Origin of the sequence: Serratia sp. CY83965 (genome assembly GCF_052166375.1) — a bacterium.
In the GTDB taxonomy this organism is placed as follows: Bacteria; Pseudomonadota; Gammaproteobacteria; order Enterobacterales; family Enterobacteriaceae; genus Serratia; species Serratia marcescens.
On record NZ_JBJNOV010000001.1, the window covers coordinates 459403 to 482910 of the forward strand.

27 protein-coding genes are annotated in these 23508 nt (G+C 61.8%); 12 read left to right on the plus strand and 15 right to left on the minus strand.

The features are described from left to right. Nucleotides 1–15 precede the first annotated feature (15 nt). Nucleotides 16–795 carry a HalD/BesD family halogenase gene (locus tag ACJ8PL_RS02300; protein ID WP_049299458.1) on the plus strand — a complete coding sequence of 260 codons (780 nt, stop codon included), beginning with the start codon at nt 16–18 and terminating at the stop codon, nt 793–795. A gap of 37 nt (nt 796–832) precedes the next feature. Here the strand turns inward: ACJ8PL_RS02300 and ansP are convergent, their stop codons facing one another. Beyond that, nucleotides 833–2299 carry an L-asparagine permease gene (gene ansP / locus ACJ8PL_RS02305; RefSeq protein WP_028127655.1) on the minus strand — a complete coding sequence of 489 codons (1467 nt, stop codon included), beginning with the start codon at nt 2297–2299 and terminating at the stop codon, nt 833–835. 432 nt (nt 2300–2731) lie between these two features. After that, the gene (locus ACJ8PL_RS02310; protein WP_016928654.1) at nt 2732–3169 is read right to left on the minus strand and encodes a PACE efflux transporter; all 438 of its coding nucleotides are present in this window, start codon (nt 3167–3169) and stop codon (nt 2732–2734) included. Nucleotides 3170–3281: 112 nt separating this feature from the next. Between ACJ8PL_RS02310 and ACJ8PL_RS02315 the strand changes: the two genes are divergently transcribed. After that, nucleotides 3282–4175, plus strand: a complete 894-nt coding sequence (locus tag ACJ8PL_RS02315; protein ID WP_016928653.1) for a LysR family transcriptional regulator — start codon at nt 3282–3284, stop codon at nt 4173–4175. Nucleotides 4176–4191: 16 nt separating this feature from the next. On the opposite strand, the gene ACJ8PL_RS02320 is transcribed toward ACJ8PL_RS02315, so the two are convergent. Both ACJ8PL_RS02320 and ACJ8PL_RS02325 read right to left on the minus strand, forming a co-directional pair. Beyond that, nucleotides 4192–4755 carry a DedA family protein gene (locus tag ACJ8PL_RS02320; RefSeq protein WP_442530781.1) on the minus strand — a complete coding sequence of 188 codons (564 nt, stop codon included), beginning with the start codon at nt 4753–4755 and terminating at the stop codon, nt 4192–4194. A gap of 50 nt (nt 4756–4805) precedes the next feature. Further along, the gene (locus tag ACJ8PL_RS02325) at nt 4806–5483 is read right to left on the minus strand and encodes a DJ-1/PfpI family protein (protein ID WP_197758163.1); all 678 of its coding nucleotides are present in this window, start codon (nt 5481–5483) and stop codon (nt 4806–4808) included. A gap of 91 nt (nt 5484–5574) precedes the next feature. Here ACJ8PL_RS02325 and ACJ8PL_RS02330 point away from each other — a divergent pair, with 91 nt between their 5' ends. The 3 genes from ACJ8PL_RS02330 (at nt 5575) to pbpG (ending at nt 8748) form a co-directional block, all read left to right on the plus strand. Then, complete coding sequence (locus tag ACJ8PL_RS02330; protein WP_016928650.1) at nt 5575–6519, plus strand: GlxA family transcriptional regulator; 945 nt, start codon at nt 5575–5577, stop codon at nt 6517–6519. 44 nt (nt 6520–6563) lie between these two features. Next, a complete protein-coding gene (locus ACJ8PL_RS02335) occupies nt 6564–7667 on the plus strand; it encodes an adenosylhomocysteinase (protein ID WP_016928649.1) in 1104 nt (367 codons plus the stop codon). 151 nt (nt 7668–7818) lie between these two features. Next, nucleotides 7819–8748 carry a D-alanyl-D-alanine endopeptidase gene (pbpG, locus tag ACJ8PL_RS02340; protein WP_028127653.1) on the plus strand — a complete coding sequence of 310 codons (930 nt, stop codon included), beginning with the start codon at nt 7819–7821 and terminating at the stop codon, nt 8746–8748. Nucleotides 8749–8782: 34 nt separating this feature from the next. Here pbpG and ACJ8PL_RS02345 read toward each other — a convergent pair whose 3' ends face one another. Further along, entirely contained in the window at nt 8783–9238 is a 456-nt protein-coding gene (locus ACJ8PL_RS02345; RefSeq protein ID WP_016928647.1) for a GNAT family N-acetyltransferase, read from the minus strand. 76 nt (nt 9239–9314) lie between these two features. Between ACJ8PL_RS02345 and ACJ8PL_RS02350 the strand changes: the two genes are divergently transcribed. The 3 genes from ACJ8PL_RS02350 (at nt 9315) to ACJ8PL_RS02360 (ending at nt 11792) form a co-directional block, all read left to right on the plus strand. Then, on the plus strand, nt 9315–9719 hold the full coding sequence (locus ACJ8PL_RS02350; protein ID WP_016928646.1) for a VOC family protein: 405 nt from the start codon (nt 9315–9317) through the stop codon (nt 9717–9719). A gap of 120 nt (nt 9720–9839) precedes the next feature. Beyond that, complete coding sequence (locus ACJ8PL_RS02355) at nt 9840–10769, plus strand: alpha/beta fold hydrolase (RefSeq protein ID WP_442530782.1); 930 nt, start codon at nt 9840–9842, stop codon at nt 10767–10769. A gap of 102 nt (nt 10770–10871) precedes the next feature. After that, nucleotides 10872–11792, plus strand: coding sequence for a DUF808 domain-containing protein (locus ACJ8PL_RS02360; RefSeq protein WP_028127651.1), 921 nt, complete (start codon nt 10872–10874; stop codon nt 11790–11792). A 42-nt stretch (nt 11793–11834) separates the two neighbouring features. On the opposite strand, the gene ACJ8PL_RS02365 is transcribed toward ACJ8PL_RS02360, so the two are convergent. From ACJ8PL_RS02365 to ACJ8PL_RS02390, 6 genes are all read right to left on the minus strand, one after another. After that, nucleotides 11835–11918 carry a membrane protein gene (locus ACJ8PL_RS02365; protein ID WP_016928643.1) on the minus strand — a complete coding sequence of 28 codons (84 nt, stop codon included), beginning with the start codon at nt 11916–11918 and terminating at the stop codon, nt 11835–11837. A gap of 103 nt (nt 11919–12021) precedes the next feature. Continuing rightward, on the minus strand, nt 12022–12564 hold the full coding sequence (locus tag ACJ8PL_RS02370; RefSeq protein ID WP_207516375.1) for a GNAT family N-acetyltransferase: 543 nt from the start codon (nt 12562–12564) through the stop codon (nt 12022–12024). A gap of 131 nt (nt 12565–12695) precedes the next feature. Continuing rightward, complete coding sequence (locus ACJ8PL_RS02375) at nt 12696–13508, minus strand: MetQ/NlpA family lipoprotein (protein ID WP_442530783.1); 813 nt, start codon at nt 13506–13508, stop codon at nt 12696–12698. 130 nt (nt 13509–13638) lie between these two features. Next, on the minus strand, nt 13639–14490 hold the full coding sequence (locus tag ACJ8PL_RS02380; protein WP_079449536.1) for a DUF1460 domain-containing protein: 852 nt from the start codon (nt 14488–14490) through the stop codon (nt 13639–13641). A 104-nt stretch (nt 14491–14594) separates the two neighbouring features. Then, the gene (locus ACJ8PL_RS02385) at nt 14595–15137 is read right to left on the minus strand and encodes a GNAT family N-acetyltransferase (protein WP_033641018.1); all 543 of its coding nucleotides are present in this window, start codon (nt 15135–15137) and stop codon (nt 14595–14597) included. After that, nucleotides 15137–15604 carry an acyltransferase gene (locus tag ACJ8PL_RS02390; RefSeq protein WP_117287021.1) on the minus strand — a complete coding sequence of 156 codons (468 nt, stop codon included), beginning with the start codon at nt 15602–15604 and terminating at the stop codon, nt 15137–15139. The genes ACJ8PL_RS02385 and ACJ8PL_RS02390 overlap by 1 nt, the downstream gene beginning before the upstream one ends. A 204-nt stretch (nt 15605–15808) precedes the next feature. Between ACJ8PL_RS02390 and ACJ8PL_RS02395 the strand changes: the two genes are divergently transcribed. Then, nucleotides 15809–16399 carry a Yip1 family protein gene (locus tag ACJ8PL_RS02395; protein WP_025301967.1) on the plus strand — a complete coding sequence of 197 codons (591 nt, stop codon included), beginning with the start codon at nt 15809–15811 and terminating at the stop codon, nt 16397–16399. A 53-nt stretch (nt 16400–16452) separates the two neighbouring features. On the opposite strand, the gene ACJ8PL_RS02400 is transcribed toward ACJ8PL_RS02395, so the two are convergent. After that, the gene (locus ACJ8PL_RS02400) at nt 16453–17304 is read right to left on the minus strand and encodes a DMT family transporter (RefSeq protein WP_016928637.1); all 852 of its coding nucleotides are present in this window, start codon (nt 17302–17304) and stop codon (nt 16453–16455) included. A 600-nt stretch (nt 17305–17904) separates the two neighbouring features. Between ACJ8PL_RS02400 and ACJ8PL_RS02405 the strand changes: the two genes are divergently transcribed. From ACJ8PL_RS02405 to ACJ8PL_RS02415, 3 genes are read left to right on the plus strand one after another with little or no spacing between them, the layout of a single operon-like run. Next, nucleotides 17905–18621 carry an ABC transporter ATP-binding protein gene (locus ACJ8PL_RS02405; RefSeq protein ID WP_239441835.1) on the plus strand — a complete coding sequence of 239 codons (717 nt, stop codon included), beginning with the start codon at nt 17905–17907 and terminating at the stop codon, nt 18619–18621. A gap of 16 nt (nt 18622–18637) precedes the next feature. Then, a complete protein-coding gene (locus ACJ8PL_RS02410) occupies nt 18638–19594 on the plus strand; it encodes an ABC transporter substrate-binding protein (protein WP_442530784.1) in 957 nt (318 codons plus the stop codon). Continuing rightward, a complete protein-coding gene (locus ACJ8PL_RS02415) occupies nt 19591–20598 on the plus strand; it encodes a FecCD family ABC transporter permease (protein WP_442530785.1) in 1008 nt (335 codons plus the stop codon). Before ACJ8PL_RS02410 ends, ACJ8PL_RS02415 begins: the two co-directional genes overlap by 4 nt. Before the next feature lie 63 nt (nt 20599–20661). On the opposite strand, the gene dld is transcribed toward ACJ8PL_RS02415, so the two are convergent. From dld to ACJ8PL_RS02430, 3 genes are all read right to left on the minus strand, one after another. After that, entirely contained in the window at nt 20662–22368 is a 1707-nt protein-coding gene (dld, locus tag ACJ8PL_RS02420) for a D-lactate dehydrogenase (RefSeq protein WP_442530786.1), read from the minus strand. Between the two features lie 126 nt (nt 22369–22494). Further along, on the minus strand, nt 22495–23289 hold the full coding sequence (map, locus tag ACJ8PL_RS02425) for a type I methionyl aminopeptidase (protein ID WP_016928632.1): 795 nt from the start codon (nt 23287–23289) through the stop codon (nt 22495–22497). Beyond that, nucleotides 23286–23489, minus strand: a complete 204-nt coding sequence (locus tag ACJ8PL_RS02430) for a ParD-like family protein (protein ID WP_006324220.1) — start codon at nt 23487–23489, stop codon at nt 23286–23288. Before ACJ8PL_RS02430 ends, map begins: the two co-directional genes overlap by 4 nt. Between the last annotated feature and the right edge of the window lie 19 nt (nt 23490–23508).

A 23508-nucleotide genomic window follows, 5' to 3' on the forward strand; every position in this document is an offset into this window, starting at 1 on the left:
CACGAGGGGAATGTCATGCCGTCACTTGCCGATATTATCGATCTGTCCGCCCATCCCATCGACGACGCCGCGTTCCGCGCCCGTTGCCAGCAAACGCTGGCGCGCGCCGGTGCGCTGGTGCTGCCGGGATTTCTGCGCGCTGCCGCGCTGGCAACGGTAAGGTTGGAGGGCGCCGAACAGCACCATGCGGCGTTTTATGCCACCAGCCAACACAACGTGTATCTGCGCCCGCAGGACGACGCGCTGCCGGCCGATCACGCGCGCAACCGGCTGGTGTCGTCGTCCAAGGGCTGCATTACCGACGAGGATATTCCGCTGCAGTCGCCGCTGCGCGCGTTGTATGACGCCCCGGCGTTTCGCGAGTTTCTCTGCGCGGTGTTGGATGAGGCGCAGCTGTATCCCTACGCCGATCGGCTGTCGTCGATCAACCTGCATTACGCCCACGCCGGTCAGGAGCTGGGCTGGCATTTTGACAACTCCTCGTTTGCCATCACGCTGCTGATCCAGAAACCGCAGGCGGGCGGCCGTTTCGAATACGTTGAGAACCTGCGCGACGCCGATCGCGGCGAGATGAACTATGCCGGGGTCACGCAGGTGCTGGACGGCGAGCGGGCGGTCAAACAGTTGGCGATCGAGGAGGGGGATCTGGTGCTGTTTCGCGGGCGCAACGCCATGCACCGGGTGACGCCGACCGAAGGCGACACCACGCGCATGCTGGTGGTGCTGGCCTACAATGCGCAGCCGGATGTCATGCTGTCGGAAAGCGCCAGAATGACCTTTTACGGCCGGTTATAGCGGATAAAAAAACCGCCCCGGAGGGCGGTTTGTCGATTCAGCGCGGGTTCTGCTCTTCGTGAGCCTGCTGCTCCAGCTTCACTTCCTGCGCGCGCTTGCGCAGGCCGAACCAGCCCAGCGTCAGCAGCACCGCCAGCACCGGAATGGTGGCGATGGTCCAGGTGCCGTTCGGGTAGTCGAACGCCATCATCACCACCACGATCAGCAGGAACGCCAGCGTCAGCCAGGAGGTGAACGGCGCGCCCGGCATTCTGAACGATACCGGCTGCGCACGGCCTTCGCGCACGGCTTTGCGCAGGCGCATCTGGCAAACGATGATAAACGCCCAGGAGGCGATGATGCCCAGTGAGGCGATGTTCAGCACGATCTCGAATACCCGCGACGGCACCAGGTAGTTGAGCACCACGCCGATCACGTAGATGCCGCAGGTAACCAGGATGCCGGCGTAAGGCACCTGCTGGCTGCTCATTTTAGCCATCAGCTTCGGCGCGGAGCCGCCCATCGCCAGCGAACGCAGGATGCGGCCGGTGGAATAGAGGCCGGAGTTGAGGCTGGACAGCGCGGCGGTCAACACCACGATGTTCATGATGGTGCCGATGTAAGGCACGCCCAGCTTGCTGAAGAAGGTGACAAACGGGCTTTGGCCGGCCTGATAGGCGTTCCACGGCAGCAGCAGCACCAGCAGCACCACGGAGCCGACGTAGAACAGACCGATGCGCCAGATCACGCTGTTGATCGCTTTGGGCATCATTTTAGCCGGATCTTTACACTCGCCGGCGGCGGTGCCGATAAGCTCGATGCCGGCGAAGGCGAAGATCACCCCTTGCACCAGCACCAGCGCCGGCAGCAGGCCGTGCGGGAACATGCCGCCGTTTTCGGTGATCAGGTGCATGCCGGTGGTGTGGCCGGCGACCGGGGTGCCGGTGCCGAGGAAGACGACGCCGACAATCAGGAACAGCGCGATGGCGACGACCTTGATCAGCGCGAACCAGAACTCCATTTCGGCGAACCACTTCACGCCGATCATGTTCATGGTGGCGACGATGCCGAGCGCGCCGAGGGCAAACAGCCACTGCGGCACGTCGGCGAAGGTGCCCCAGTAGTGCATGTACAGCGCCACGGCAGTGATGTCGACGATGCCGGTCATCGCCCAGTTGAGGAAATACATCCAGCCGGCGACGTAAGAGGCTTTCTCACCGAGGAATTCGCGGGCGTAAGAAACGAAGCTGCCGCTGGAAGGGCGATGTAGCACCAGTTCGCCCAGCGCGCGCAGGATGAAGAAAGAGAAGATCCCGCACACCAGGTAGACCAGCGCCAGCGCCGGCCCGGCCAACTCGAGACGGCCGCCGGTACCGAGGAACAAGCCGGTACCGATGGAGCCGCCGATGGCGATCATTTGGATTTGCCGGTTGCCCATGCTTTTGTGATAACCGGATTCATGAGAGTCTAGCCAGCGTCTTCTGGCGGCGTGTTTGTCATCCGCCGACTTTTTTTGTGAGTGCATTATCCGTCCTGTTTACCTGTCTATGTTAACCCTGCTCTTAACGAGAGCAAACGATTGCTATGACCAATCGTCATGAGAATGAGGTCGTGGCATCATTCCGCTGTTTATTGTGTATACAGCCATCATTAAAATAACGGCGAAGCATGCTACCTTTTCTCCGTAATGGTGGCAAAAAATACTGCGCATAAAACGTGAACAATTGTGTTTATTTTTTAATCCAAATATAAAAGGATATATTATTCAAAAAGATGTGATGTTTTATCAAGACGGAAATATCGAAGAATAAAAAGTGATTAAAATCACAAAATAATAATTACCGTGCAAATTACAGGGTGTTGTTCTTATATTTCGCGGTGAGAATTAAGGGGGAAGGAAATGGCGACCCGCGCAGAAAATGGGATCAGCAGCGGGTCGGTGGGTGCGTAGCGAGTCTTAGGCCGATTCACCGGCCGGCAGGGCCGATGCGGGCAGGCCGAACAGCTTGTCGAACGCCCAGTTAAACAGGAAGGTGTAGCAAGGAATGATGACGATCAACGCCATATCCAGCAGCAGCGCCTGCCACAGCGTGATGCCCATCCACCAGGCGATCAGCGGGATCAGATACACCACCAGCGTCAGCTGAAAGCCGACGGCGTGCAAAATGCGGCGTTTGAGCGTGCGGGTGCGCGACGCCTGGCGGCTTTCCCACCACTCGAATAAATAGTTGTAAATAAAGTTCCAGCTGACCGCAATGGTGGTGATCACCACCGCCAGCGGCCCGGTGCTGCTTGGCGCATGGCCTGACAGCAGCGCTAGCCCCAGCGCCGAGATCGCCATGCCGATGATTTCATAAGCGGTGACATACACCAGTTTGCGTTTGACGCCTTGCATCGTTTTCTCCCGATCTGTTTTTAGTTGCCTCTGTGGCGACGGCGGCTAAGATAACGTCAATCACATTGATAGAAAAAGTCAGGAGCTGTCAGTTTTATTGACAAGTTAAATAATGAATTTCTCCAGCGACAATATCGAACTGTTTTTGGCGGTGCTCGATCGCGGCTCGTTTTCCGCGGCCGCCCGCGCGCTGCGGCGCGTGCCGTCCGCCGTCAGCATGGCTATCGCCAACATGGAGGCGGAGCTCGGTTTTGCCTTGTTCGACCGTTCTCACCGCGAACCGACGCCGACCGCGCTGGCGCTGGCTCTGGCGCCGCACGCCCGCCTGATCGCCGGGCAGCTCAAGCAACTGCAGGTGCACGCCATCGAACTGTCTCAGGGGCTGGAGAGCCGGCTCTCGATCGGCGTGGCGTCGGATATCAACGGCGCCGGCCTGCTGGCGGCGGTGAAAACGCTGTCGCAGCGTTATCCGCTGCTGAATATCGAAGTGCTCAGCGCGCCGCAGGACGACGTGCTGCATATGCTGCATCAGGAGCGCGTCGGCGTTTGTCTGGCGTTTGGCGGGCTGAACATCAACAGCGCAGAACAGTTCCACTTCGTCGGCGCGGAGTCGCTGGTGGCGATGCTGTCGCCGCAGCACCCGGCGCTGGACGGCGCGGCGGGCGAGCTGTTTCTCGAGGATCTGGTCAACGTGCGGCAGATCATGGTGGCCAGCCGCGATCTGCCGATCGGCGATCTGCGCCCGCAGGTGGCGGAGGCGTATTGGCGCACCGACAGCCTGCCGATGGCGCTGAACATGGTGGAGGCGGGCCTGGGCTGGGGCAACTTCCCGCTGTCGCTGGCCGAGCCGCTGCTGGCGCAGGGGAGGCTGGTGCGGCTGAAATTCAAAAACACCAAGAACGAGCTGCGCTTGCCGATGCATTTGATCTGGCTGAAGAACCGCCCGCTGGACAAGGCGGCGCGCGAACTGGTCGAGCTGATGCGCGCGGCGCCGCAGGAAAGCTGACGCCCGCTGCGTTTGCTTACTCCGGGGGGCGTTTACGCCACCAGAAACGCACCAGCAGGATGGCGGCGATCGCCAGCGCGACAAACAGCAGGCCGGAGAGCTTTTTGTCGAAGCCGGTAACGAAGCGTTCGATCGCCTGGCCGCCAAAATAGCCGAGCATGACGAAGATCGTCGCCCAGAGAATGGCGCCGAGGATATTGAGCGGCACGAAGCGCGACGGCGGCAGGCGGCTGGCGCCGATCAGCACCGGGCCGATGATGCGGAAACCGTACATGAAACGCACCCCGATAACGAACAGCATCGGGTGGCGGGCGATCAGCCTTCTGGCGCGCGCAATGCGCTTTTCCTGCCCCTTGAGCCGCGAGATGACGCGGCCTTCAAACCGGCGGCCGGCGAAGTACAGCAGCTGGTCTCCCATCATGCCGCCCAGCGCCACCACCGCGATCACCCACGGCCAGTGCAGCAAGCCTTCATGGGCGGCGATGCCGCCCAGCAGCGTGATGGTTTCCCCTTCCGCCAGGCAGCCGATAAACAACGCCCAGTAACCGTAGTCCGTAATATAGTGGGCCAAATCGGTCATTCCTTGCTCCTTATGTGGCTGACGCATAAGGGCAAGTATACGCCCGATCGCTAGCCTTGGGCGATTTGGGCCACCAACGCTCTGCGCCGCGCCAGGCTTTCCGCCATCTGCGTCTGTACCCTGGCGTAAATGTGCGGCGGGGCCAGTTCCGGCGTGCCGCCCTCGAACGGCGGCGCCGGGGCGTATTCCAGATAAAGCTGGATCATTTGGGCGGTGTCTTCGCCGTGCAGTTCGGCGATCAGCGCCAGCGCAAAGTCGATGCCGGCGGTGACGCCGCCGCCGCTGATCACATTGCCGTCGCGTTCTACGCGAGCAGCGCTGGGTATGGCGCCGAACAGCTTCAGGCTGTCGCGCATCGACCAGTGGCAGGCGGCGCGTTTGCCCGCCAGCAGACCGGCGGCGGCCAGGATCAGCGAACCGGTGCATACCGAGGTCAGGTAGCGGGCATCGGCCCCCAGCCGCCGGATTTGCTGCATGAACGCTTTATCCTGCAGCGCCTGGGCGCAGCCGCTGCCGCCCGGCACGCACAGCACGTCGCAGCGCGGGATCTCCGGCAGCGGGCGCAACTGGGTGAAGTGCAAGCCTTCCGACTCGACATCCGCGCCGTCTACCGAGGCGACGATGATTTCCGCGCCCGGCATGCGGCGCAGGAACTGCAAGGGGCCAGTGAAGTCGAGTTGGGTGACACCTTGATAGATGGGAAATACAATCACGAGTGGTTCAGACATGACATTCGCCTCATTTTTATCGTTGGACCTGGGCCATAATAGCCGCCCTGTGTTTGGCTGATATGACAGATAACCCTCAAAAAGCGCCATCATGAAAACGATCGGTTTTGTGGTTTTTCCCGGTTTCAACCTGCTGGACTTTGCCGGCCCGCTGGCGGCGTTCGATAACGTCAGTCAGTTTACCGATCCGCCGGCCTACCGCTGCGTGGCGATCTCGCCGCAGGGCGGCATGGTCGCCAGCTCGGCCGGGGTGGAAATCGCCACGCAACCGTGCGGCGACGAGCGTTTCGATACGTTGGTGGTGGCCGGCGGCAGCGGCAACGTGATGGCGGCGCAGTCACCGGCGCTGGCGGCGTTCCTGGCCAACCAAAGCCGGCGAGCGCGGCGTATCGCCAGCGTGTGCACCGGGGCGTTTATTCTGGCGGCCTGCGGACTGCTGGACGGCAAACGCGCCACCACCCACTGGTATCATGCGGCGCGGCTGCAGCAGAGTTATCCGCGCATTCGCGTCGACAGCAACCGCATTTTCATTCGCGATGGCGATATCTGGACGTCGGCCGGCATCAGCGCCGGCATCGATCTGGCGTTGGCGCTGATCGAGGACGATCTGGGCGCCACCCTGGCGGCGGCCGTGGCGCGGCAGCTGGTGGTCTATCACCGTCGTCCCGGCGGGCAGTCGCAGTATTCGCTGTTGCTGGCGTTGAACCCGTCGTCGGATCGCATGCGCGCCGCGCTGTCGTACGCGCGCGAACATTTGCACCTGCCGCTGTCGGTGGCGGATCTGGCCGACGCCGCCTGCCTGAGCGAGCGTCAGTTCGGCCGGCTGTTCCGCGCCGAAACCGGGCAGACGCCGGCCAAGGTGATCGAACAGCTGCGGGTGGAGGCGGCCAGGGTACGCATTGAAGAGAGCGCCGAGCCGCTGGAGGCGATCGCCCGTTCGGTGGGATTCAGCGATCCGGAGCGCATGAGGCGGGCGTTTATCCGCGTCTTTGGCCTGTCGCCGCAGGCGATCCGCCGGCTCGGCCGCGCGGGATAATTTTTTGCCACGCCTGGCGGCGGGGCACACCAGAGGAGCAACGGATGTATCAGGATTTTGAGAGCGAATTGAGCTGGGCGATGCGCCATATGCCGCGCACCCGAGCCGCGGTGGCGGCGTTGCCGGACCTGCACGGGGTGCGGCTGGCGTGCAACATGCACCTGGATCTGAAAATGGCGCCGCTGGTGGCCGGCCTGCTGGACAAGGGCGCGGCGATCTTCCTGACCACCTGCAATCCCACTACGGTGCAGGACGATGTGGTGAGCTGGCTGGAGCGGCGAGGCGCGCAGGCCTATGCCTGGCGTGACATGAGCGCCGGCGAATGGTCGGAATCCTTCGACCGCGCGCTGGCCTGGCGGCCGACTCATTTGTGCGAAATGGGAGCGGATTTGACCACCCGTTTGCACCAATCGCCGAACGGCCCGCAGATCGTCGCCGGGCTGGAGGCCACCGGCTCGGGCATCAACCGGTTGAACGGCGTGGCGCCGCGCTACCCGATCTTCAACTGGGACGATCTGCCGGTGAAAGAGGGGCTGCACAATCGGCATATGGTTGGGCTGACCGCCTGGCACACTTTCTTCCAGACCACCCACTTGACGCTGCATGAAAAGCGCGTGCTGGTGATCGGATACGGCCTCGTCGGGCAGGGGACGGCGGCCGCGGCCAGAGCCTACGGCGGCCAGGTGATGGTGGCGGAAATCGATCCGGCGCGCGCGCTGCAGGCGCGTTATGACGGCTGGCAGGTGGTGGATCTGGCGAGCGGGGTCGCGCAGGCGGACGTGATCGCCACCGCGACCGGCGCGAAAAACGTGCTTTCGGCGCAGCATCTGCAACAGGCGCAGGACGGCGTGTTTATCCTCAACGTCGGCCACGTGGCGGAAGAGATCGACGTCGGCTTCCTCAAGGGCTTGCCGCACCACGAGCCGATGCCTTATGTGAATGCTTACCAACTGAATGAAAAGACGGTCTATTTGCTGGCCAACGGGTCGATGTTCAACCTGACCGCCGGCTACGGCGACAGCCTCAACGCCTTCGACGTCACGCTGGCGGTGATGGCGGCCGGCATCGGCCATATCGTCGGCGCGGGAGCGCGGCAAACGCCGGGGCTGTATCTGCTGCCGCAGTCGGCCTGGCAGCCGGCGCTGTAACTTTTTCTACGCGGGCGTTCATCCCAGAGCGCCCGCGGGCTGCGTCGTTTTTCGGCCGACAGAATTTGTCACAAATCCGCCATACAATCCCAGTGCCAAGCGCTGAACCCTCACATATAATTCGCTGAGTTCAAGCCCCCATTTCAGAGTAATGCCTGTGAAAATACGTGTTTTGGTTCTGACCCTGCTCGCTTTGCAGGCGGGCGCAGGCTTTGCGCCGCGCGCGCTGGCCAGCGACAACGCCGCCGCCGTGCACGCCACCCAGCCTGAGCTGGCCTCCGGCAGCGCGATGGTCGTCGATATGCAAACCCATAAGGTGATGTATGCGCGCAACCCGGATGAAGTGGTGCCGATCGCCTCGATCACCAAGCTGATGACCGCCATGGTCACGTTGGACGCGCACCTGCCGCTCGATGAGATGCTGGCGGTGGACATCCGCCAGACGCCGGAGATGAAAGGGGTGTATTCGCGGGTGCGGCTGAACAGCGAAATCAGCCGCAAGGATATGCTGCTGCTGGCGCTGATGTCGTCGGAAAACCGCGCGGCCGCCAGCCTGGCGCACCACTATCCGGGGGGCTACAACGCCTTCATCAAAGCGATGAACGCCAAGGCCAGGGCGCTTGGCATGACCAACACCCATTACGTGGAACCGACCGGGCTCTCTATTCATAACGTATCGACGGCGCGCGATCTGACCAAGCTGCTGATCGCCACCAAGCAATACCCGTTGATCGGCCAGCTCAGCACCACCACCGAGCGCATGGCCAGCTTCAAGGATCCGAACTACACGCTGCCGTTCCGCAACACCAATCATCTGGTGTACAACCCGAAGTGGAACATTCAGCTGACCAAGACCGGCTTCACCAACCAGGCGGGCCACTGCCTGGCGATGCGCACCGTGATCGGTAACCGCTCGGTGTCGCTGGTGGTGCTGGACGCCTTCGGCAAATACACCCACTTCGCCGACGCCAACCGGCTGCGCAGCTGGATTGAAACCGGCAAGGTGACGCCGATCCCGGCCGCCGCCCGTGACTATCGCCGCCAAAAAGACGCCCGTCTGGCGAAAAACGACAGCGAATAACCCGCCTGGCGGCCTGCCCGTTTGCTGCAGGCCGCTATCGGCCCTCGGGCCGTCTGATGACAAATCCCCGCTCGCGATCGCCGTCGAAACCCGCTTTGAGATAAAGCTGGTGCGCGCCGGTGCGTTGCTGTCCCGACAGCAGCATCACCTTGTAACAGCCTTTACGCCAGGCCAGCTGCAGCGCGTATTCGATCATGGCGAGCGCTACGCCGTGGCCGCGGTAGGGCTCCGCCGTCACCACGTGTTCGATGACGCCGAACGGTTGCGCCTGATGCGCCAGCCCCGGGATCAGCGCCAGCATGCAGGTGGCGATCGGCTGTTCCTCGTCCGCCGCCACCACCAGGCGGATCGCCGGATCGTCCAGCAGGCGTTGCAGGGTGCGGCGCGCGTCGTCGGCGCGCAGCGGCGCGTCCTGCGGGCGCAGCTCGCGATACAAGGCTAACAGGCCGTTGAGATCGTCCGGCTGCGCCAGGCGATGAATGATGCTCATGGTTGCTCCTTTCCGCCGCTTCAACGGTAATCCGCTATCCTCCATTAATACCACAACGTTTGCCGGAGGGGATGTTATGAGTCAGGTTTCGACCTTTGTCATGTTCCAGGGAGAGGCGCAGCAGGCGATCGATCTCTACAGCCAGGTGTTCGAGCGTTTTCGGCTCATGCAGGTGCAGCATTACGACCCGACGCCGGACGGCCGGCGGTTGATCAAGCATGCTGCCATCGATTTTGATCGACAGAACCTGGTGTTTACCGATAGCCCGATCAGCCATGACTTCAGCTTTACCCCGGCGGTGTCGCTGTTCATCAATCTGCCTAACGAAGAAGCGTTGGAGCGGGCGTTCCACCGGCTGGCGGAGGGCGGCAAGGTGCTGATGCCGCTCGATGACTACGGCTTCAGCGCCCGTTTCGGTTGGCTCAACGATCGTTTCGGCCTTTCCTGGCAGCTCAATGTGCCGGCGGGCGATCTGCCCTGATACTAAGGGCTCAGCGTGTAAAAGGCATGGTAGTTCCTGCTGTTATTTCATATGCTTATCATCGTGAGGGCGGGGAATTTTGCCGTAGGAAATACCGACAACGTCATGGAAAGGTGCGCTTTGATTGATTTTGACCGCTATGTTGAGCAAGCGAAGTCTTACGGCGAGTGGCCGGGCGGGCATGCGGACATGCTGTCCGGTCGCGTTGAGGGATTGAGCTATCGTCTGTATCGGCACACTGCCGAGAGCGAAGACGTGATCGTGGTTTATCACGGCGGCGGGGTTAACAGCGCCGCCGGGTATGACGTTCTTGCGCGCCAGTTGGCCGCCGTGCCAACGCTCGCGGTGTGCCTGGTGGATATCCGCGGGCACGGCGATTCCGCGGGAGAGAGGGGAACGGTTGAGCGCCCTGAGCGTATTTGGCGCGATGTCGATGTCATCCTGGCGGAAATGCGCCGCCGTTTCCCGTTGGCGCGCAGACACCTGCTGGGTCATTCCAGCGGCGCTGGGATGTTGCTCAACTACTTGACCCGCTATCCTGGCGAGCAGCAGGCGGACAGCCTGATCCTGCTGGCGCCCGAGCTGGGGCCATTTTCCGGGATGGCCCGCGATCTGGCGGCGACGGCCCGTTTTGCGCAGGTGCGTCAATGGCCGTTTGTCGCCAATGCGCTCAGCGGCGGGCGGTGGTTTGGGCAAGCCCGGGCGGTCAGCCTGAATTTTCCCCCGGCGGTGCTGGCCGCCGCCCCCGATTTTGTCTGCCAATACAGCGTCAATATGGCTAATGCATTGACGCCGCGCGCCCCGGCCAAGCAACTGGCGGCGCTGCGATTGCCGACCTTGCTGCTGGCGGCAGCGCAGGACGAGTTGTTCAGCGCGCAATCCTTGCAGCGCTTCGTCGAACAGCATGGCAACGCCCAAACCGCCTTTGGCTTGCTTGAGGGCAGTACGCATTTATCGTGCGTCTTTGCGGCCCATCGTTTTGTCCTTCAACATATCTCGCGTGTGGCCGCTACCGAATCCGATGGGGGGCTGGCGGGCGAGGGGGCTTAACGCCCGCCCGGCATTTTCCGAGATCCTCCCATATCCTTTTATGACGCTTTACCGCTATGCTAAACATAGAATGGCCCGTGAATATGAAAAGGATGAATCATTTTGGCAGGAAGTAGTTTACTTACCCTCATCGACGACATCGCCTCGTTGCTGGACGACGTCTCTTTAATGAGCAAGATGGCGGCGAAAAAAACCGCCGGGGTGCTGGGGGACGATCTGGCGCTTAACGCGCAGCAGGTCACCGGCGTTAAAGCCGATCGCGAACTGCCGGTGGTGTGGAGCGTCGCCAAAGGCTCGCTGATCAACAAGGCGATCCTGGTGCCGCTGGCGCTGCTGATCAGCGCCTTCGCGCCCTGGGCGATTACGCCGCTGCTGATGGTGGGCGGCGCCTACCTGTGTTACGAAGGGTTCGAAAAGGTGTTTCACAGCCTGAGCCACGGCAAGGCGGCGCAGGAGGAAAAATCGGACGGACCCGGCGCCAATGAGGACGCCGCGGCCTATGAGAAGCGCAAGGTGAAAGGGGCGATACGCACCGATTTCGTGCTGTCCGCCGAGATTATCGCCATCACGCTGGGCACGGTCGCCGGCGCCACCTTCAGCCAGCAGGTGATCGTCTTGTGCGGCATCGCCGTCGTGATGACGCTCGGCGTGTACGGCATTGTCGCCGGCATCGTCAGGCTGGACGATCTGGGGTTGTATCTGAGCCGCAAAGGCAGCGCGTTGGCGCGCGCCATCGGCAGCGGCATCGTGCGCGCCGCGCCTTATCTGATGAAAACGCTGTCGATCGTCGGCACTGTCGCCATGTTTATGGTCGGCGGCGGTATTCTGACCCACGGTTTGCCGCCGGTGCATCACCTGTTCGAAGACTGGGCCTCGTACACCACCGTGGTGCCGACGTTTGGCCATCTTTTGCAGGGTGTGGTTCCGGCCCTGCTGAACGTGGCGTTCGGGCTGGTGGCCGGCGGCGTGGTGCTGGCGGCGGTGTCGGCGCTGGGCGCGGTACGCGCGCGTTTCAAGGCATGATGAAAAGTCTCGCCCCGGAAGGGGCGGGACGTATGAGATGAATTAAAAGATCAGTTTGAGAACGCCGGTAATCGTCAACAAACCCACGATAAAGATGATGGCGACTATCCACAGAATAATTTTCATTTGATTCTCCCTTACCGGTTACAGGTGGCGCGCGGTTGGCGCTAACTCAATGAAATCACTCTTCACTATAGACGCTAACTCCCTATCGTGCGTCGCCATGCCTTCAAGGATGCCGATTGTCGCCCGCGCCCAGCGCGCGCTGCATAATCTGCGTGTCGCGCCATTCCCCCAGCTTGAACCCTACCGCTTTTAACGTCCCTGCGCTGGTGAAGCCGAGTGACTGGTGCAGTGCCAGCGAGCCGCGGTTGGCGGCGGAATCGCCGACGATCGCCAGCATCTGGCGCCAGGGACCTTGCTCGCAGCGGGCGATCAGCGCGCTCAGCAGCGCCTTGCCGACGCCTTTGCCCTGTTGCCCTTCGGCGATATATACCGAGTCTTCCACGGTAAAGCGATAGGCCGGCCGGGGGCGATACGGCGTGGCATAGCAGTAGCCGACAATACGGCCTTCGCTTTTCGCCACCAGCCAGGGCAGCCCGGCTTCCCGCACTTTGCTCAGGCGCAACTGCATTTCCGTCAGCGTCGGCGGCTGTTCTTCAAACGAGGCCGCGCCGTACAGCACGTGGTGGGTGTAAATGCGCAGCACGGCGGCCATATCGTCCGGTGTGGCGTCAAGGAGGCTAAGTACGGGAGCGGAGAGCGTTGTCACGTGTCTGTTTACCTTGAAAATCAGCGGATAAACGCCATTATGCGCGCCGCTCGCCGCCGGGGTAAATCGGGTTTTCTTATGGTGAGATAAGAAAACCCGATGATGAGCGGGAAGGGGCTCTTTGCCTGTGATTACCAGCCTTTCACCGCGCCGCCGTTGAAGATTTTCTCGGCGGCCTTGGCCACTTCGTCCGACTCATAGGCCTTGATGAAGTTCTGCACGTTTGGCGCGTCCTTGTTGTCTTCGCGGGTGACGATGATGTTGGTGTACGGCGAGTCTTTATCCTCGATGAAGATGCCGTCTTGGGTCGGCGACAGGCCGGTCTGGTTGATGTAGGTGGTGCTGATGACGGCGACGGTGACTTTCGGATCGTCCAGCACGTGCGGCAGCTGCGCGCCTTCCAGCTCCATGATCTGATAACGATGCGGGTTGGCGCTGATGTCCAGGGCGGTAGGCAGCAACCCTTTGCCGGGCTTCAGGCTAATCAGCCCGGTTTTTTCCAGCAGCAGCAGGGCGCGCCCCAGGTTGGTCGGATCGAGTGGGATGGCGATCACCGCGCCGTCCGGCAGCTCTTTCAGCGATTTTATCTTTTTGGAGTAGCCGGCCATCGGGAAGACGAAGGTATTGCCGACCGCCACCAGCTTATAGCCGTGATCTTTGTTTTGCTGTTCGAGGAACGGGCGGTGCTGGAACACGTTGGCGTCCAGTTCACCCTTGTCGGTGGCGTCGTTCGGCAGCAGCGAGCCGCTGAAGCCGACCAGCTCGACCTCCAGCCCATATTTCTCTTTCGCCACCTGCCTGGCGACTTCCGCCACGTCTTGTTCCGCGCCGTTGATGACGCCGACTTTGATATGGTTTTGGTCGGTTTTTTGATCGCAGCCCTGCAGCGCCAATACGGCGGCGAAGGCCGCCGCCAGAGGGGTGATACGCCAGCGTAAGGTCATCGAAGTCTCCCTGAAAAGAACAATAAAATCAGTTGTTTTTTGTTCTTACAGCTAAGCCTGAACCGCCGATGAAGTCAAACGCTCGCTCAGCATAAACGGCTATAGCTTATAGCCGTTATGCGGCGGGGAGTTATCGGCTGAGCGAACGCAGCACCACGATGCCCGGCGTAGCCATCACGTAATCCATAAAGGGCGAATCGACCACCCGCATGTTGGCTTTGCGCGATGAGGCGTTGCGCAGCACCGGGCCGTTGTCGGTCATCACGAAGATGCCGGTATGGGTCACGTCCAGCCCGGCGAGGTTGGTGTAAATGCCGATGTAATCGCCGGTGCGCAGCTGGGCCAGCACCGTGTCGTCGACGTTGTCGCTGGGGATATAGGTCACGCTGCGTTGTACGTTGGGCAAACCGGGCAGGTAGCTGCCGCCGTCCGCCTTTTGATTGAGGGTTTTCACGAGGGTGACGGCGTGCGGGCTGAGCTGCGCGGTGATGTCTTCGGCCACCTTGTGCGGCCGCTGCGCCCAGTCGGTGAAGAAGTGTTTGCGCTGCGGGAAGGCGATTTTGCCGTCGACGTAGCGAATGTCCACCAGACGCTGAACGAACTCGGCCTCACTGCGGGCGGTGCTGAGTGCTTCCACATAATCGATGTAGGTGAAGCAATCCAGCCCGCGGAAGTCGATCACCAGCCGCTCGGGCGTGCTCTGCGCACCGATCAGGCGGTTGGCGAGGTAGGGCGTGCCGAGGAATTCACGCGAAATCAAATCGACGCTGCGGCCATGCGGCTGCGCGGCGGGCCAACCGGCGCGCAGTGCGAGGATCTCACGCAGCTTGCTGCGGGTGCTGGCGTCCATCTCCGGCTGCACGCCCGGCGGCGAAACGGTGACGCCGGTCGGCGGCGTTGCGGGGGCGACGGCGGCGGGGCGCTCGGCGCATCCGCTCATGGCGATAGCTAACATCAGTAAAACAGCCTTGTTCTGGTTCATACGGCCCTCCCTGGGTGTCGCTGGCTTATCAGAGTAAGTGATAACAGTTCTCATCCGATGGTAGGGGTTAAAAAGTAAACATAGCCTCAATGACGTTCGATAAATCAGTAACCGATTTCGCTATTGAACGGCAAATACCAGAACAGCGCGATTTCGTGATCGGCGATCTCCGGCTCGGCGCGGTACAGCAAACGATCGATGCCGCCGAGAATAAACCCGTAATGCTGGTAGCAGCGGCAGGCCGCCAGATTGTTGTTCTGCGTTTCGAGCATCATACCTGAGGTTTCCTGTTGCCGCGCCCACTGTTTGGCGCAGTCCAGCAGCGCCCCGGCGATGCCCTGACGACGCGCGTGAGCGCTGACGGCGATCTCGTCGATCAGGGTGTAACCGTTCCAGTTTTTGCTCAGCGTAATATGGCCAACGGCGTCATTCTGGCGATACGCCAGGAAGGTCACGCTGTCTTCGTTGGCGAACGGCGCCAGCGGATACCGCTTGCGAAACGGCGCCACCGGGCGGGTTGGCCAGCTGTCGACCGGGCTGTCAAACTGCGGCAGAGCGTAACAGGCGATGGTGAAGCTGAAATCGCCGCGCGTCAGATAATCATCGGGCAGCGCCTCAATGGCCGCGATGCGGATGGCCGGGGTCATTACGGCAGCTCCCGCAGCAGGCGCGCCGGGTTGCCGGCATAAATCCCCTTGCGGGTGATGTCACGGGTCACCACCGCCCCGGCGCCGATCACCGCGTCGCTGCAGATCTTCACCGCCAGGATCGTGGCGCCGGAGCCGATGGACACTCGATCGCCGATGCAGGTGCGCCCCCAGCTGGCCGGATCGGCGTTGGGCGCGCCATCTTTGAACAGATCGTTGGCGAAGGTGACGCCGTGGCCGATAAAGCACGCTTCGCCGAGGGTGACGTATTCGCAGATAAAGCTGTGCGACTGAATTTTACTGCGCGCGCCGATGCTGACGTGGCGCTGGATCTCCACAAACGGGCCGACGAAGACATCGTCGCCGAGCCGGCAGCCGTACAGATTGCAGGGTTCTACAACGGTGACGTTGCGCCCGGCGTCGACGTCGACGATCCCCGCCTGGCGGGTGATGATAGCGGATGACATAACCTTCCTCGCAGCCTGGGTTTAATGGGGGGAGTATAAGACAAAGCGCCGCGCCTTTCGCTTTCCGCACGTTTTTTCGCCAAAAGACTATAATTAGTACAGGGGAGAGAGCCCCGTGGCCGCAATCCTCGCACGGGTAGCAGTCCGTCGGAGGTGTGAAATTCGTTCGCCGATCGCGGCCTACGGCGAGATAGGAGGTGTCTCATGGTCAGTCATGTTTGGGGACTTCTGGCGCATCCCAGCGCCGAGTTCGAACAGATCAAAAGCGAGAATGAAAGCGTCTCGCACCTATACACCCATCACGTGTTGCTCTTGGCAGCCATCCCGGTGGTCTGCGCCTTTATCGGCACCACCCAGTTGGGCTGGCTCTCCGGCGAGGGACATGCCATCAGGCTCGACATGTTTACCGCGTTTTATACCGCCGTGGCGTTCTACCTGCTGATGCTGGCAGGCGTAGCGGCCATGGGGAAAGTCATTCACTGGATGGCGCGGCGTTATGAATCGCGCCCCAGCCTGCACCGCTGCATGGTGTTCGCCGGCTACGTGGCGACCCCGATGTTCCTCAGCGGGATTGTGGCGCTTTATCCGGTCGTCTGGCTGTGTCTGTTTGTCGGCATTATCGGCCTGTGCTATTCGGGCTATCTGCTGAATCTGGGGATCCCGCACTTCCTGAATATCGACAGTAAGGAAGGGTTCATCTTCTCCAGCTCGACCTTCGCTATCGGTATCCTGTTGCTCGAGCTGCTGCTTGGGGTGACGGTGCTGCTGTGGGGGTACGGTTCCTGGTTGTTCTGAGTTAACGGCTGTTGTTGCCCCCGCGCCGGTGGAACGGCGCGGGGGCTTTTGCTTTATACGCGGCGGAAAACCAGCATCACGCCGAGCACGATGCCCGCCATGCCCAGCAGGCTCAGCGCCGCCAGCGCGTGGCCGAGCAGCAGGTAATCCAGCAGGGCGGTCACCGCCGGGATCAGGTAGAACAGGCTGGTGACCTGCACCAGATTGCCGCGCTGGATCAGGCGATACAACAAGAAGGTCGCCAGCACTGAGATCACCACCGCCATCCACAGCAGCGGCAGCACGAACTCAGGCCGCCAGTCGACCCGCAGCGGCTCAAACGGCAGCGCCAGCGTACACATCAACAGCCCGATGGCATACTGCAGCGGCAAGACCGCCAGCGGCGGCTGCGTCATGCCCTTTTGCAGCAGGGTGCCGGCGGTCATGCTCCCCAATGCGATAAAGGCGAACAGCATGCCGCTCGGCGAGAAATGAGCCACCATCAGGCTTTGGTACACCACCAGCGTCAGCCCGGCCATCGCCAGCGCCAGCCCGAATGCGCGCAGCCCGGCGCAGCGCCGCTCGGTGATGAACTGGGTGAGGATCGGCTGTACGCCGAGCAACGTGGCCAGCACGCCGGGCGTAATGCCCTGTTCCAACGCCAGCAGATAGCAGATCTGATAGCTGCCGATCATCAGCACGCCGATCAACGCGACGCGCCGGCGGGTGCCGGGAGCGGGCAGGCACTGGCGCCGCCACAGGCCGATGGCCAACAGCACCGCCAGCGCGATGGCGCAGCGGAAGAACAGAAAAGCGAAGGCGGAGGCGTGCTCCAACCCCCAACGGGAGAAGATCGCGCCGCTGCTCCAGAGCAGGACGAACAGCGTAGCCAGGCCGGCATTGGCCCAGAGAGAAGGGAATCGCATATCAATTTCACCTGTCGTGAAAATTACAGGCTCCGGCGCGCGCGGCGGTCCACGCCTGAACGCAACAAATCAACATAAGCCGGAGGTAAAAAGTCGGTGTGGCTTAGCGCACGACCACAATGCGTGGCGGGTAAGCGGCAACCGCGGAAACGACAGAGAAAACGGCGGGTGGAGCGGAGGAAGCACACAGCAAAACGACGGCCGGAACGGTCGCGTTTGTCGGATCTGTGCTGTGCGCCAACGGAGTCATATGGGTTCCTGCAAACCGGGAATGAGACGAATCGCTTCAAACATAGCCAAGTTCAGCGGGGCGTGCAATCGGAAATCACAATGGATTAAATGATAATGAAAATCATTATCATTAATTAAAAGGTGTGCTATGTTGCTTTTGCCGCGCAGTGTTGACGCAGGGCGTGGCTTGCCCCTTGCCTTGTTTCACGCAGCGCGTGCGGCAGAAGACGTTGCGATTCGCTTTTGCAGAAGGCGAGCAATCGTGGTAAAAATATTGGTATGTTATAATATAACAATTAATGCATGATGAATTCAGTTCACGACATCCTCCATGTTGATGGAGTTAGCCTGACCGGCCACGGCGGGGCATTGATACTCGACACCATCCATTTCGCGCTCCGCGCCGGTGAGAAGCTGGCGGTGATCGGCCCCAACGGCAGCGGCAAGTCCAGCCTGTTGCGCACCCTGATCGGCGAAACGCGGCCGGACAGCGGCGGCATTTACTGGCGGGGGCGAGCCTTGTCCGCGTGGCCGGCGGCGGAGCGCGCCAGAAGCATCGCCTTTCTGGCGCAAAACGATCTGCCGGATTTGCGGCTGTCGGTCGAGGATTACGTGGCGTTGGGCCGTTTACCGCATGGCGAACGCTCTGCGACGGGAAAGCGCATCGTTGACGAGGCCATCGGGGAAACCGGGCTGGCGCCGCTCAGACACCATCCGTTGGGGCGGCTCTCGGGCGGCCAGCGTCAGCGCGCCGCGCTGGCTCGGGCGTTGGCGCAGTCTCCCGACCTGTTGTTGCTGGATGAACCGACCAATCACCTCGATCCGCCCGGGCGCTCGGCGCTGCTGTCGCTAGTGAAGAATAAAGATATCGCCGTGATTGCGGTGCTGCACGATCTGCCCGTGGCGGAGGCGTTTGCCGATCGGATCCTGGTGCTCAACGAAAGCCGCCAGGTGGCCTGTGGCACGCCCGAGGCGGTGTTGCAGACCCCGGTGATTTTGCCGGTGTTCGGCATGAACAGCTTCAAGGTGGCGCACCCCGTCAGCGGGAAAACGCTGCGTATTTTTGACGTTCCCCATTGCGCTTGATAAACCAGAGAGAAACATGAACACACGCGTATTCCCCCTGCTCCTGCTGCTGGCCGGCGGGGCGGCGGCGGCCGAAAAATTTCCCGTCACCGTAGAAAGCTGCGGTACGCCGGTCACCTTCAACCAGGTGCCGCAACGCGCCGTCATCAACGACATCAACATGGCCGAGATGGCCTTTGCGCTCCATCTGCAGGATCGCATTGTCGGGCTGACCGGCATCACCGGCTGGTACAAACTGACGCCCGATTTCAAGGCCGCGATGGGCGCCATTCCCGAACTGGCGCCGAAATATCCCGCTCTGGAAACGCTGCTGGCGGCACAGCCGGACTTCTTCTTCGCCGGCTGGAATTACGGCATGAAGATCGGCGGCGACGTCACGCCGGAGAAGCTCGCCCCGTTCGGCATCAAAACGCTGGTACTGAGCGAGAGCTGCGTACAGGCCGGCAGGCGGCCGCAGAAGGCCGATATGAACCTGCTGTATGACGATGAGCTGAAGCTCGGCAAGATTTTCGGCAAGCCGCAAGAGGCCGCCGCGCTGGTTGAGGGCTGGCGGCGCCGGTTGGCTGCGCTTCCCGCCAGGCCGGCGGGCCAGCCGCCGCTTAAAGTGTTCGTCTATGACTCGGGGGAGGAGAAGCCTTTCACCAGCGGCAAATACGCCATGCCGACGGCGATCATCGAAGCGGCGGGCGGCCGCAACGTGATGGACGGTTTGCCGGCGAGCTGGACGACGGCGTCCTGGGAGGCGGTGGCGGCGGCCGAGCCCGACTTCATTATTCTGCTGGATTACCAGACCGGGTCAGGCGCCGATGCGCTGCGGCGCTTCCTCGAGTCTCACCCGTTGATGAAGTTGACGCCCGCGGTACGGCACCATCGTTATCTGAAACTGCAGTATGCGGAGCTGACGCCGGGGCCGGCCAACATCGGCGCGGTGGAAAAGCTGGCGCGGGCGCTGTACGCGCCGGAGGCTGAATGAACTCGCCGATCCGGCGGTTTATGCTGCTCGCGCCGCTGGCGCTGTCAGTGTTGTGCGGGCTAATGATCTGGAGCCTGCAGCTGGGCAGCGTCGCGCTGTCATGGCGGCAGATGATGGCGGCATTGGGGCTTTCATCGGCGCCCCTATCCGGCATGCTGGATACCATCGTCGTGCAACTGCGGGTGCCCAGAGCCTTATTGGCGGCCTTGACCGGCGCCGGGCTGGCGATGACTGGCGCGCTGCTGCAGACCACCACCCGCAATGAGCTGGCCGATCCTTTTTTGTTTGGGCTCTCCTCCGGCGCCTCCGCCGGCGCGGTGCTGGTCATCACGCGCTTTGGCGATGCGCTGGGCGCGCTGACGCTGCCGCTGTCCGCTTTCGCCGGCGGCATTTTGTCCGCGATGGCGGTGATGATCCTGTTTCGCGTCAGCCGGGTCAGGCGCGCCGAGCAGCTAGTCGTCTGCGGTCTGGCGGTCTCGTTTTTGTTCAGCGCGCTCACCAGCTACCTGGTGTTTTCCGGCGATCAGCGGGCGGCCGGTTCGGTGTTGTTCTGGTCGCTGGGCGGGTTGGGGTTGGCGCGTTGGGATAATCTGTTCATTCCGTTGGTGAGTTTCGTGCTGCTGGCCGGGTTTACGGCGCTGCGTTGGCGGGCGCTGGACGCGCTGCTGGCGGGCGAGCACACCGCCCATTCGATGGGGGTCAATGTGGCGCGCCTGCGCACCGAGACCTTTCTGTGCTGCGCATTGTCTACGGCGTTTCTCGTGTCGCTGACGGGCGTCATAGGGTTTGTCGGGCTGATGGTGCCCTATCTGGCCCGGCGCCTGGTGGGCGTGCGTCACCGTTTGGCCGTGCCGATGTGCGGCCTGCTGGGGGCGATGCTGCTGACCGGCGGCGACATGCTCAGCCGCAGTCTGATCCCCAATCAGGAGCTGCCCATCGGCATCATTACGGCCGGGCTGGGGGGCGCGTTCATCGTCTCCTTGCTGCTGCGCGCGGAACGCTGAATGGGCCATTGAAGGCCAACGGGAAGGTGAGGCGGCCCGCGTTGGCGGGCCGGTCGGGCGGTCTTAGCGGAGGTCTTCGGCCCAGCCTTTGCGTTTGCTGGTTTTGCCGATGCCGGGGTTGAAGCTGTTGGTCGGATCGGCGGTGCGGTAGAACGCTTGCAGATCCGGTTTGGCGTGGTACAGGTGGCCGACGTTATGCTCCGCCGGGTACTCGGCGCCGCGCCGGTTGAGGATCTCGAGCATCTTTTCTTTCAGCGCATGGCTGTCCACGCCTTTTTTCACCACGTAGTCCTGGTGGAAGACGTGGCACATAAAGTGGCCGTAATACAGCTTATGCACCAACTGACTGTCGATTTCCGGCGGCAGCGTTTCGAACCAGTCGGTGTCGTTGCGGCGCAGGGCGATGTCCAGCGCCAGAATATCCTCCACCTTGTCGGCGTGCACCGCGTGGTAGCGCACGGCGGCGCCGGCGGCGGCGAAGCGGTGCAGGAAAGCCTTTTTGCCCTCGTCAGGCGTGCAGGCGAAGAAGGCGCCTTCGGCCTGGGCGAAATAGTCGGTCAGGTAGCGCTGGGCCTCTTCCACGCCGGGGCCGGCCATCTTCAGCAGCAGATGGTGTTCGAAACGTTCGCGGTATTCCTTCATGCGTTTCGGCAGGTGGCTCGGCGCCAGATGGCTCAGGCCCTGCATCAGCCGATCGGTCAGGTTGTGCGGCAGCAGCGGCAGCTTGTTGAGGCTGGCATCCATGCGGCCCTTCAGAGTGAAGAAGCGCGGCATCTGATCGGTGCCGAGCTTGTCGATCATCATGAAGGTGTCTTTGCCGTACACCTCGGCGATGTCGAAGATATCGCGGTGCATGTATTCACCGGCCACCGGCAGGTTTTCGAATTTGCTCAGCATGTGGCGGCGCAGTTCGGTCAGCATCGCGGTGTCGTTGGCGCCGATATAGAACACCTGCTCTTTGCCCTCTTTCTCGAAGGTGTCGAGCCGCACCGCGAACACCGCCAGTTTGCCGGCGCAGCCGGAGGCTTCGTACAGGCGGCGTTTGTCGGCGTTGAAGCGGGAAGGGGTGTCGGCATCGACGTCGCGCACCCGGCTGGCGTATTCGTTATCCGAGGCGCGCAGCTCACCGTATTCGACGTCCTCCGGGCGATAGTCGCCTTTTTCCAGCCGGGTGAGGATCTCTTCCGGCGTGTCGCCGAGGCGGATGCCCAGATGGTTCACCAGGCGCAGCTGGCCGTCTTCCCCTAACTGGGCGTACAGCGCCATTTCGGTATAGGCCGGGCCGCGTTTCACCAGCGAGCCGCCGGAGTTGTTGCATACGCCGCCGATCACCGAGGCGCCGATGCAGGAGGAGCCGATCACCGAATGCGGTTCGCGGCCGTAGGGTTTGAGCAATTTCTCGAGGTGATGCAGGGTGCTGCCGGGGAAGCCGACCACCTGCTTGCCGTTGTCCAGCACCTGAATATGATCGAGGCGCAGGGTGCTGACGATGACGATATCGCGATCATAGTCGTTGCCGCTGGGGGTTGAGCCCTCGGTCAGGCCGGTGTTGGCGGCTTGCATGATGACGATTTTGTCGGCGGCCACGCAGGCCTGCAGAATGCGCCACAGCTGCAGCAGGCTGGTAGGGAATACCACCGCCAGCGCCTGGCCTTCGCCGGAGCGGAAGCCCTTGCGATAACGCTCGGTGTTGCGATCGCCGGTCAACAGCTGCGGGCCGCCGACGATGTCCTTGAGCTGATTGATAAACGTCTGATTGCCTGACTGCATGCTGCCTGTCTCCCTGTCATCCCCGTCGCCTTAACCGCGGCGCCGGGGTGCCGCGCAACAAGCTAAGAGGTTATTAATTAAATAACTTATTAAGCTATCAGCTTGGTAGGCTAATGGCTTGCGGGTTTAGTAGCGCTCGGCGTAACCGGCTCGGCGCTCTTCGTCGCGCAGCGTCAGGATCTCCACGCCGTCGGCGGTGACCGCCACGGTGTGTTCCCACTGCGCCGACAGTTTTTTGTCGCGCGTCACCACCGTCCAACCGTCCTTCTTCTGTTTGATGCGGCGGTCGCCCTGGTTGATCATCGGCTCGATGGTGAACACCATGCCTTCCTGCAACGCCATGCCGCTGCCGGCTTGACCGTAGTGCAGCACCGCCGGCTCTTCGTGCATGTCGCGGCCGATGCCGTGGCCGCAATATTCCCGCACGATGCTGTAGCCGGCCTGTTCGGCGTGCCGCTGGATGGCGTGGCCGATATCCCCCAGAGTGGCGCCCGGTTTGACCGCGCGAATGCCCTGCCACATCGATTCATAGACGTTGTTCACCAACCGTTTGGCCAGCGGCGTCACCTGGCCGATGCAGTACATCTTGCTGGAGTCGGCGATATAGCCGCCGTTTTCCAGCGTGATATCCACGTTGACGATCATGCCGGAACGCAGGATCTTGCTGGCCGACGGCACGCCGTGGCACACCACATCGTCCACGGAGGTATTGAGCACATAGGGGAAATCATACTGCCCCTTGCTGGCCGGGCGCGACTTCAGTTCTTCGACGATAAACGCCTCGGCGCGGTCGTTGATCTCCATGGTGGAGATGCCTTCGACGATGACCTCATCGAGCATAGCAAACACTTTGGCCAGCAGAGCGCCGGAATGGCGCATTTTGGCAATCTCTTCCGGCGTTTTAATCACAATCTGTTTCACCCGACAATCTCCTTCAGCGTCAGCGCGTTATCTTTCATCATTTTTTTTACCAGCTGCGGATAGGTCAGTTCCGGATGGAACTCCGCCAGCATGCCGATCTTGATCCAGTACTCGGCCTGCGCATTGATCGAACGCGTCATGGTCAGGCTGGCGAGGCGCAGATCGTCATGCAGCGCGTCCGAAATTTTTACGATGCCCATCGGCGTCTCCATAAATGAA

Coding starts and splice junctions, on each gene's coding strand:
- ACJ8PL_RS02400 (WP_016928637.1), bottom strand. CDS start 17,304: ATGCGATTCCCTTCTCTCTGGGCCAATGCCGGCCTGGCTACGCTGTTC.
- ACJ8PL_RS02395 (WP_025301967.1), top strand. CDS start 15,809: ATGGTCAGTCATGTTTGGGGACTTCTGGCGCATCCCAGCGCCGAGTTC.
- ACJ8PL_RS02430 (WP_006324220.1), bottom strand. CDS start 23,489: ATGGGCATCGTAAAAATTTCGGACGCGCTGCATGACGATCTGCGCCTC.
- ACJ8PL_RS02345 (WP_016928647.1), bottom strand. CDS start 9,238: ATGAGCATCATTCATCGCCTGGCGCAGCCGGACGATCTCAACGGCCTG.
- ACJ8PL_RS02315 (WP_016928653.1), top strand. CDS start 3,282: ATGAATTTCTCCAGCGACAATATCGAACTGTTTTTGGCGGTGCTCGAT.
- ACJ8PL_RS02415 (WP_442530785.1), top strand. CDS start 19,591: ATGAACTCGCCGATCCGGCGGTTTATGCTGCTCGCGCCGCTGGCGCTG.
- ACJ8PL_RS02325 (WP_197758163.1), bottom strand. CDS start 5,483: ATGTCTGAACCACTCGTGATTGTATTTCCCATCTATCAAGGTGTCACC.
- ACJ8PL_RS02385 (WP_033641018.1), bottom strand. CDS start 15,137: ATGACCCCGGCCATCCGCATCGCGGCCATTGAGGCGCTGCCCGATGAT.
- ansP (WP_028127655.1), bottom strand. CDS start 2,299: ATGCACTCACAAAAAAAGTCGGCGGATGACAAACACGCCGCCAGAAGA.
- ACJ8PL_RS02375 (WP_442530783.1), bottom strand. CDS start 13,508: ATGACCTTACGCTGGCGTATCACCCCTCTGGCGGCGGCCTTCGCCGCC.
- ACJ8PL_RS02390 (WP_117287021.1), bottom strand. CDS start 15,604: ATGTCATCCGCTATCATCACCCGCCAGGCGGGGATCGTCGACGTCGAC.
- ACJ8PL_RS02310 (WP_016928654.1), bottom strand. CDS start 3,169: ATGCAAGGCGTCAAACGCAAACTGGTGTATGTCACCGCTTATGAAATC.
- ACJ8PL_RS02365 (WP_016928643.1), bottom strand. CDS start 11,918: ATGAAAATTATTCTGTGGATAGTCGCCATCATCTTTATCGTGGGTTTG.
- pbpG (WP_028127653.1), top strand. CDS start 7,819: ATGCCTGTGAAAATACGTGTTTTGGTTCTGACCCTGCTCGCTTTGCAG.
- ACJ8PL_RS02350 (WP_016928646.1), top strand. CDS start 9,315: ATGAGTCAGGTTTCGACCTTTGTCATGTTCCAGGGAGAGGCGCAGCAG.
- ACJ8PL_RS02410 (WP_442530784.1), top strand. CDS start 18,638: ATGAACACACGCGTATTCCCCCTGCTCCTGCTGCTGGCCGGCGGGGCG.
- ACJ8PL_RS02330 (WP_016928650.1), top strand. CDS start 5,575: ATGAAAACGATCGGTTTTGTGGTTTTTCCCGGTTTCAACCTGCTGGAC.
- ACJ8PL_RS02300 (WP_049299458.1), top strand. CDS start 16: ATGCCGTCACTTGCCGATATTATCGATCTGTCCGCCCATCCCATCGAC.
- ACJ8PL_RS02380 (WP_079449536.1), bottom strand. CDS start 14,490: ATGAACCAGAACAAGGCTGTTTTACTGATGTTAGCTATCGCCATGAGC.
- dld (WP_442530786.1), bottom strand. CDS start 22,368: ATGCAGTCAGGCAATCAGACGTTTATCAATCAGCTCAAGGACATCGTC.
- ACJ8PL_RS02335 (WP_016928649.1), top strand. CDS start 6,564: ATGTATCAGGATTTTGAGAGCGAATTGAGCTGGGCGATGCGCCATATG.
- ACJ8PL_RS02320 (WP_442530781.1), bottom strand. CDS start 4,755: ATGACCGATTTGGCCCACTATATTACGGACTACGGTTACTGGGCGTTG.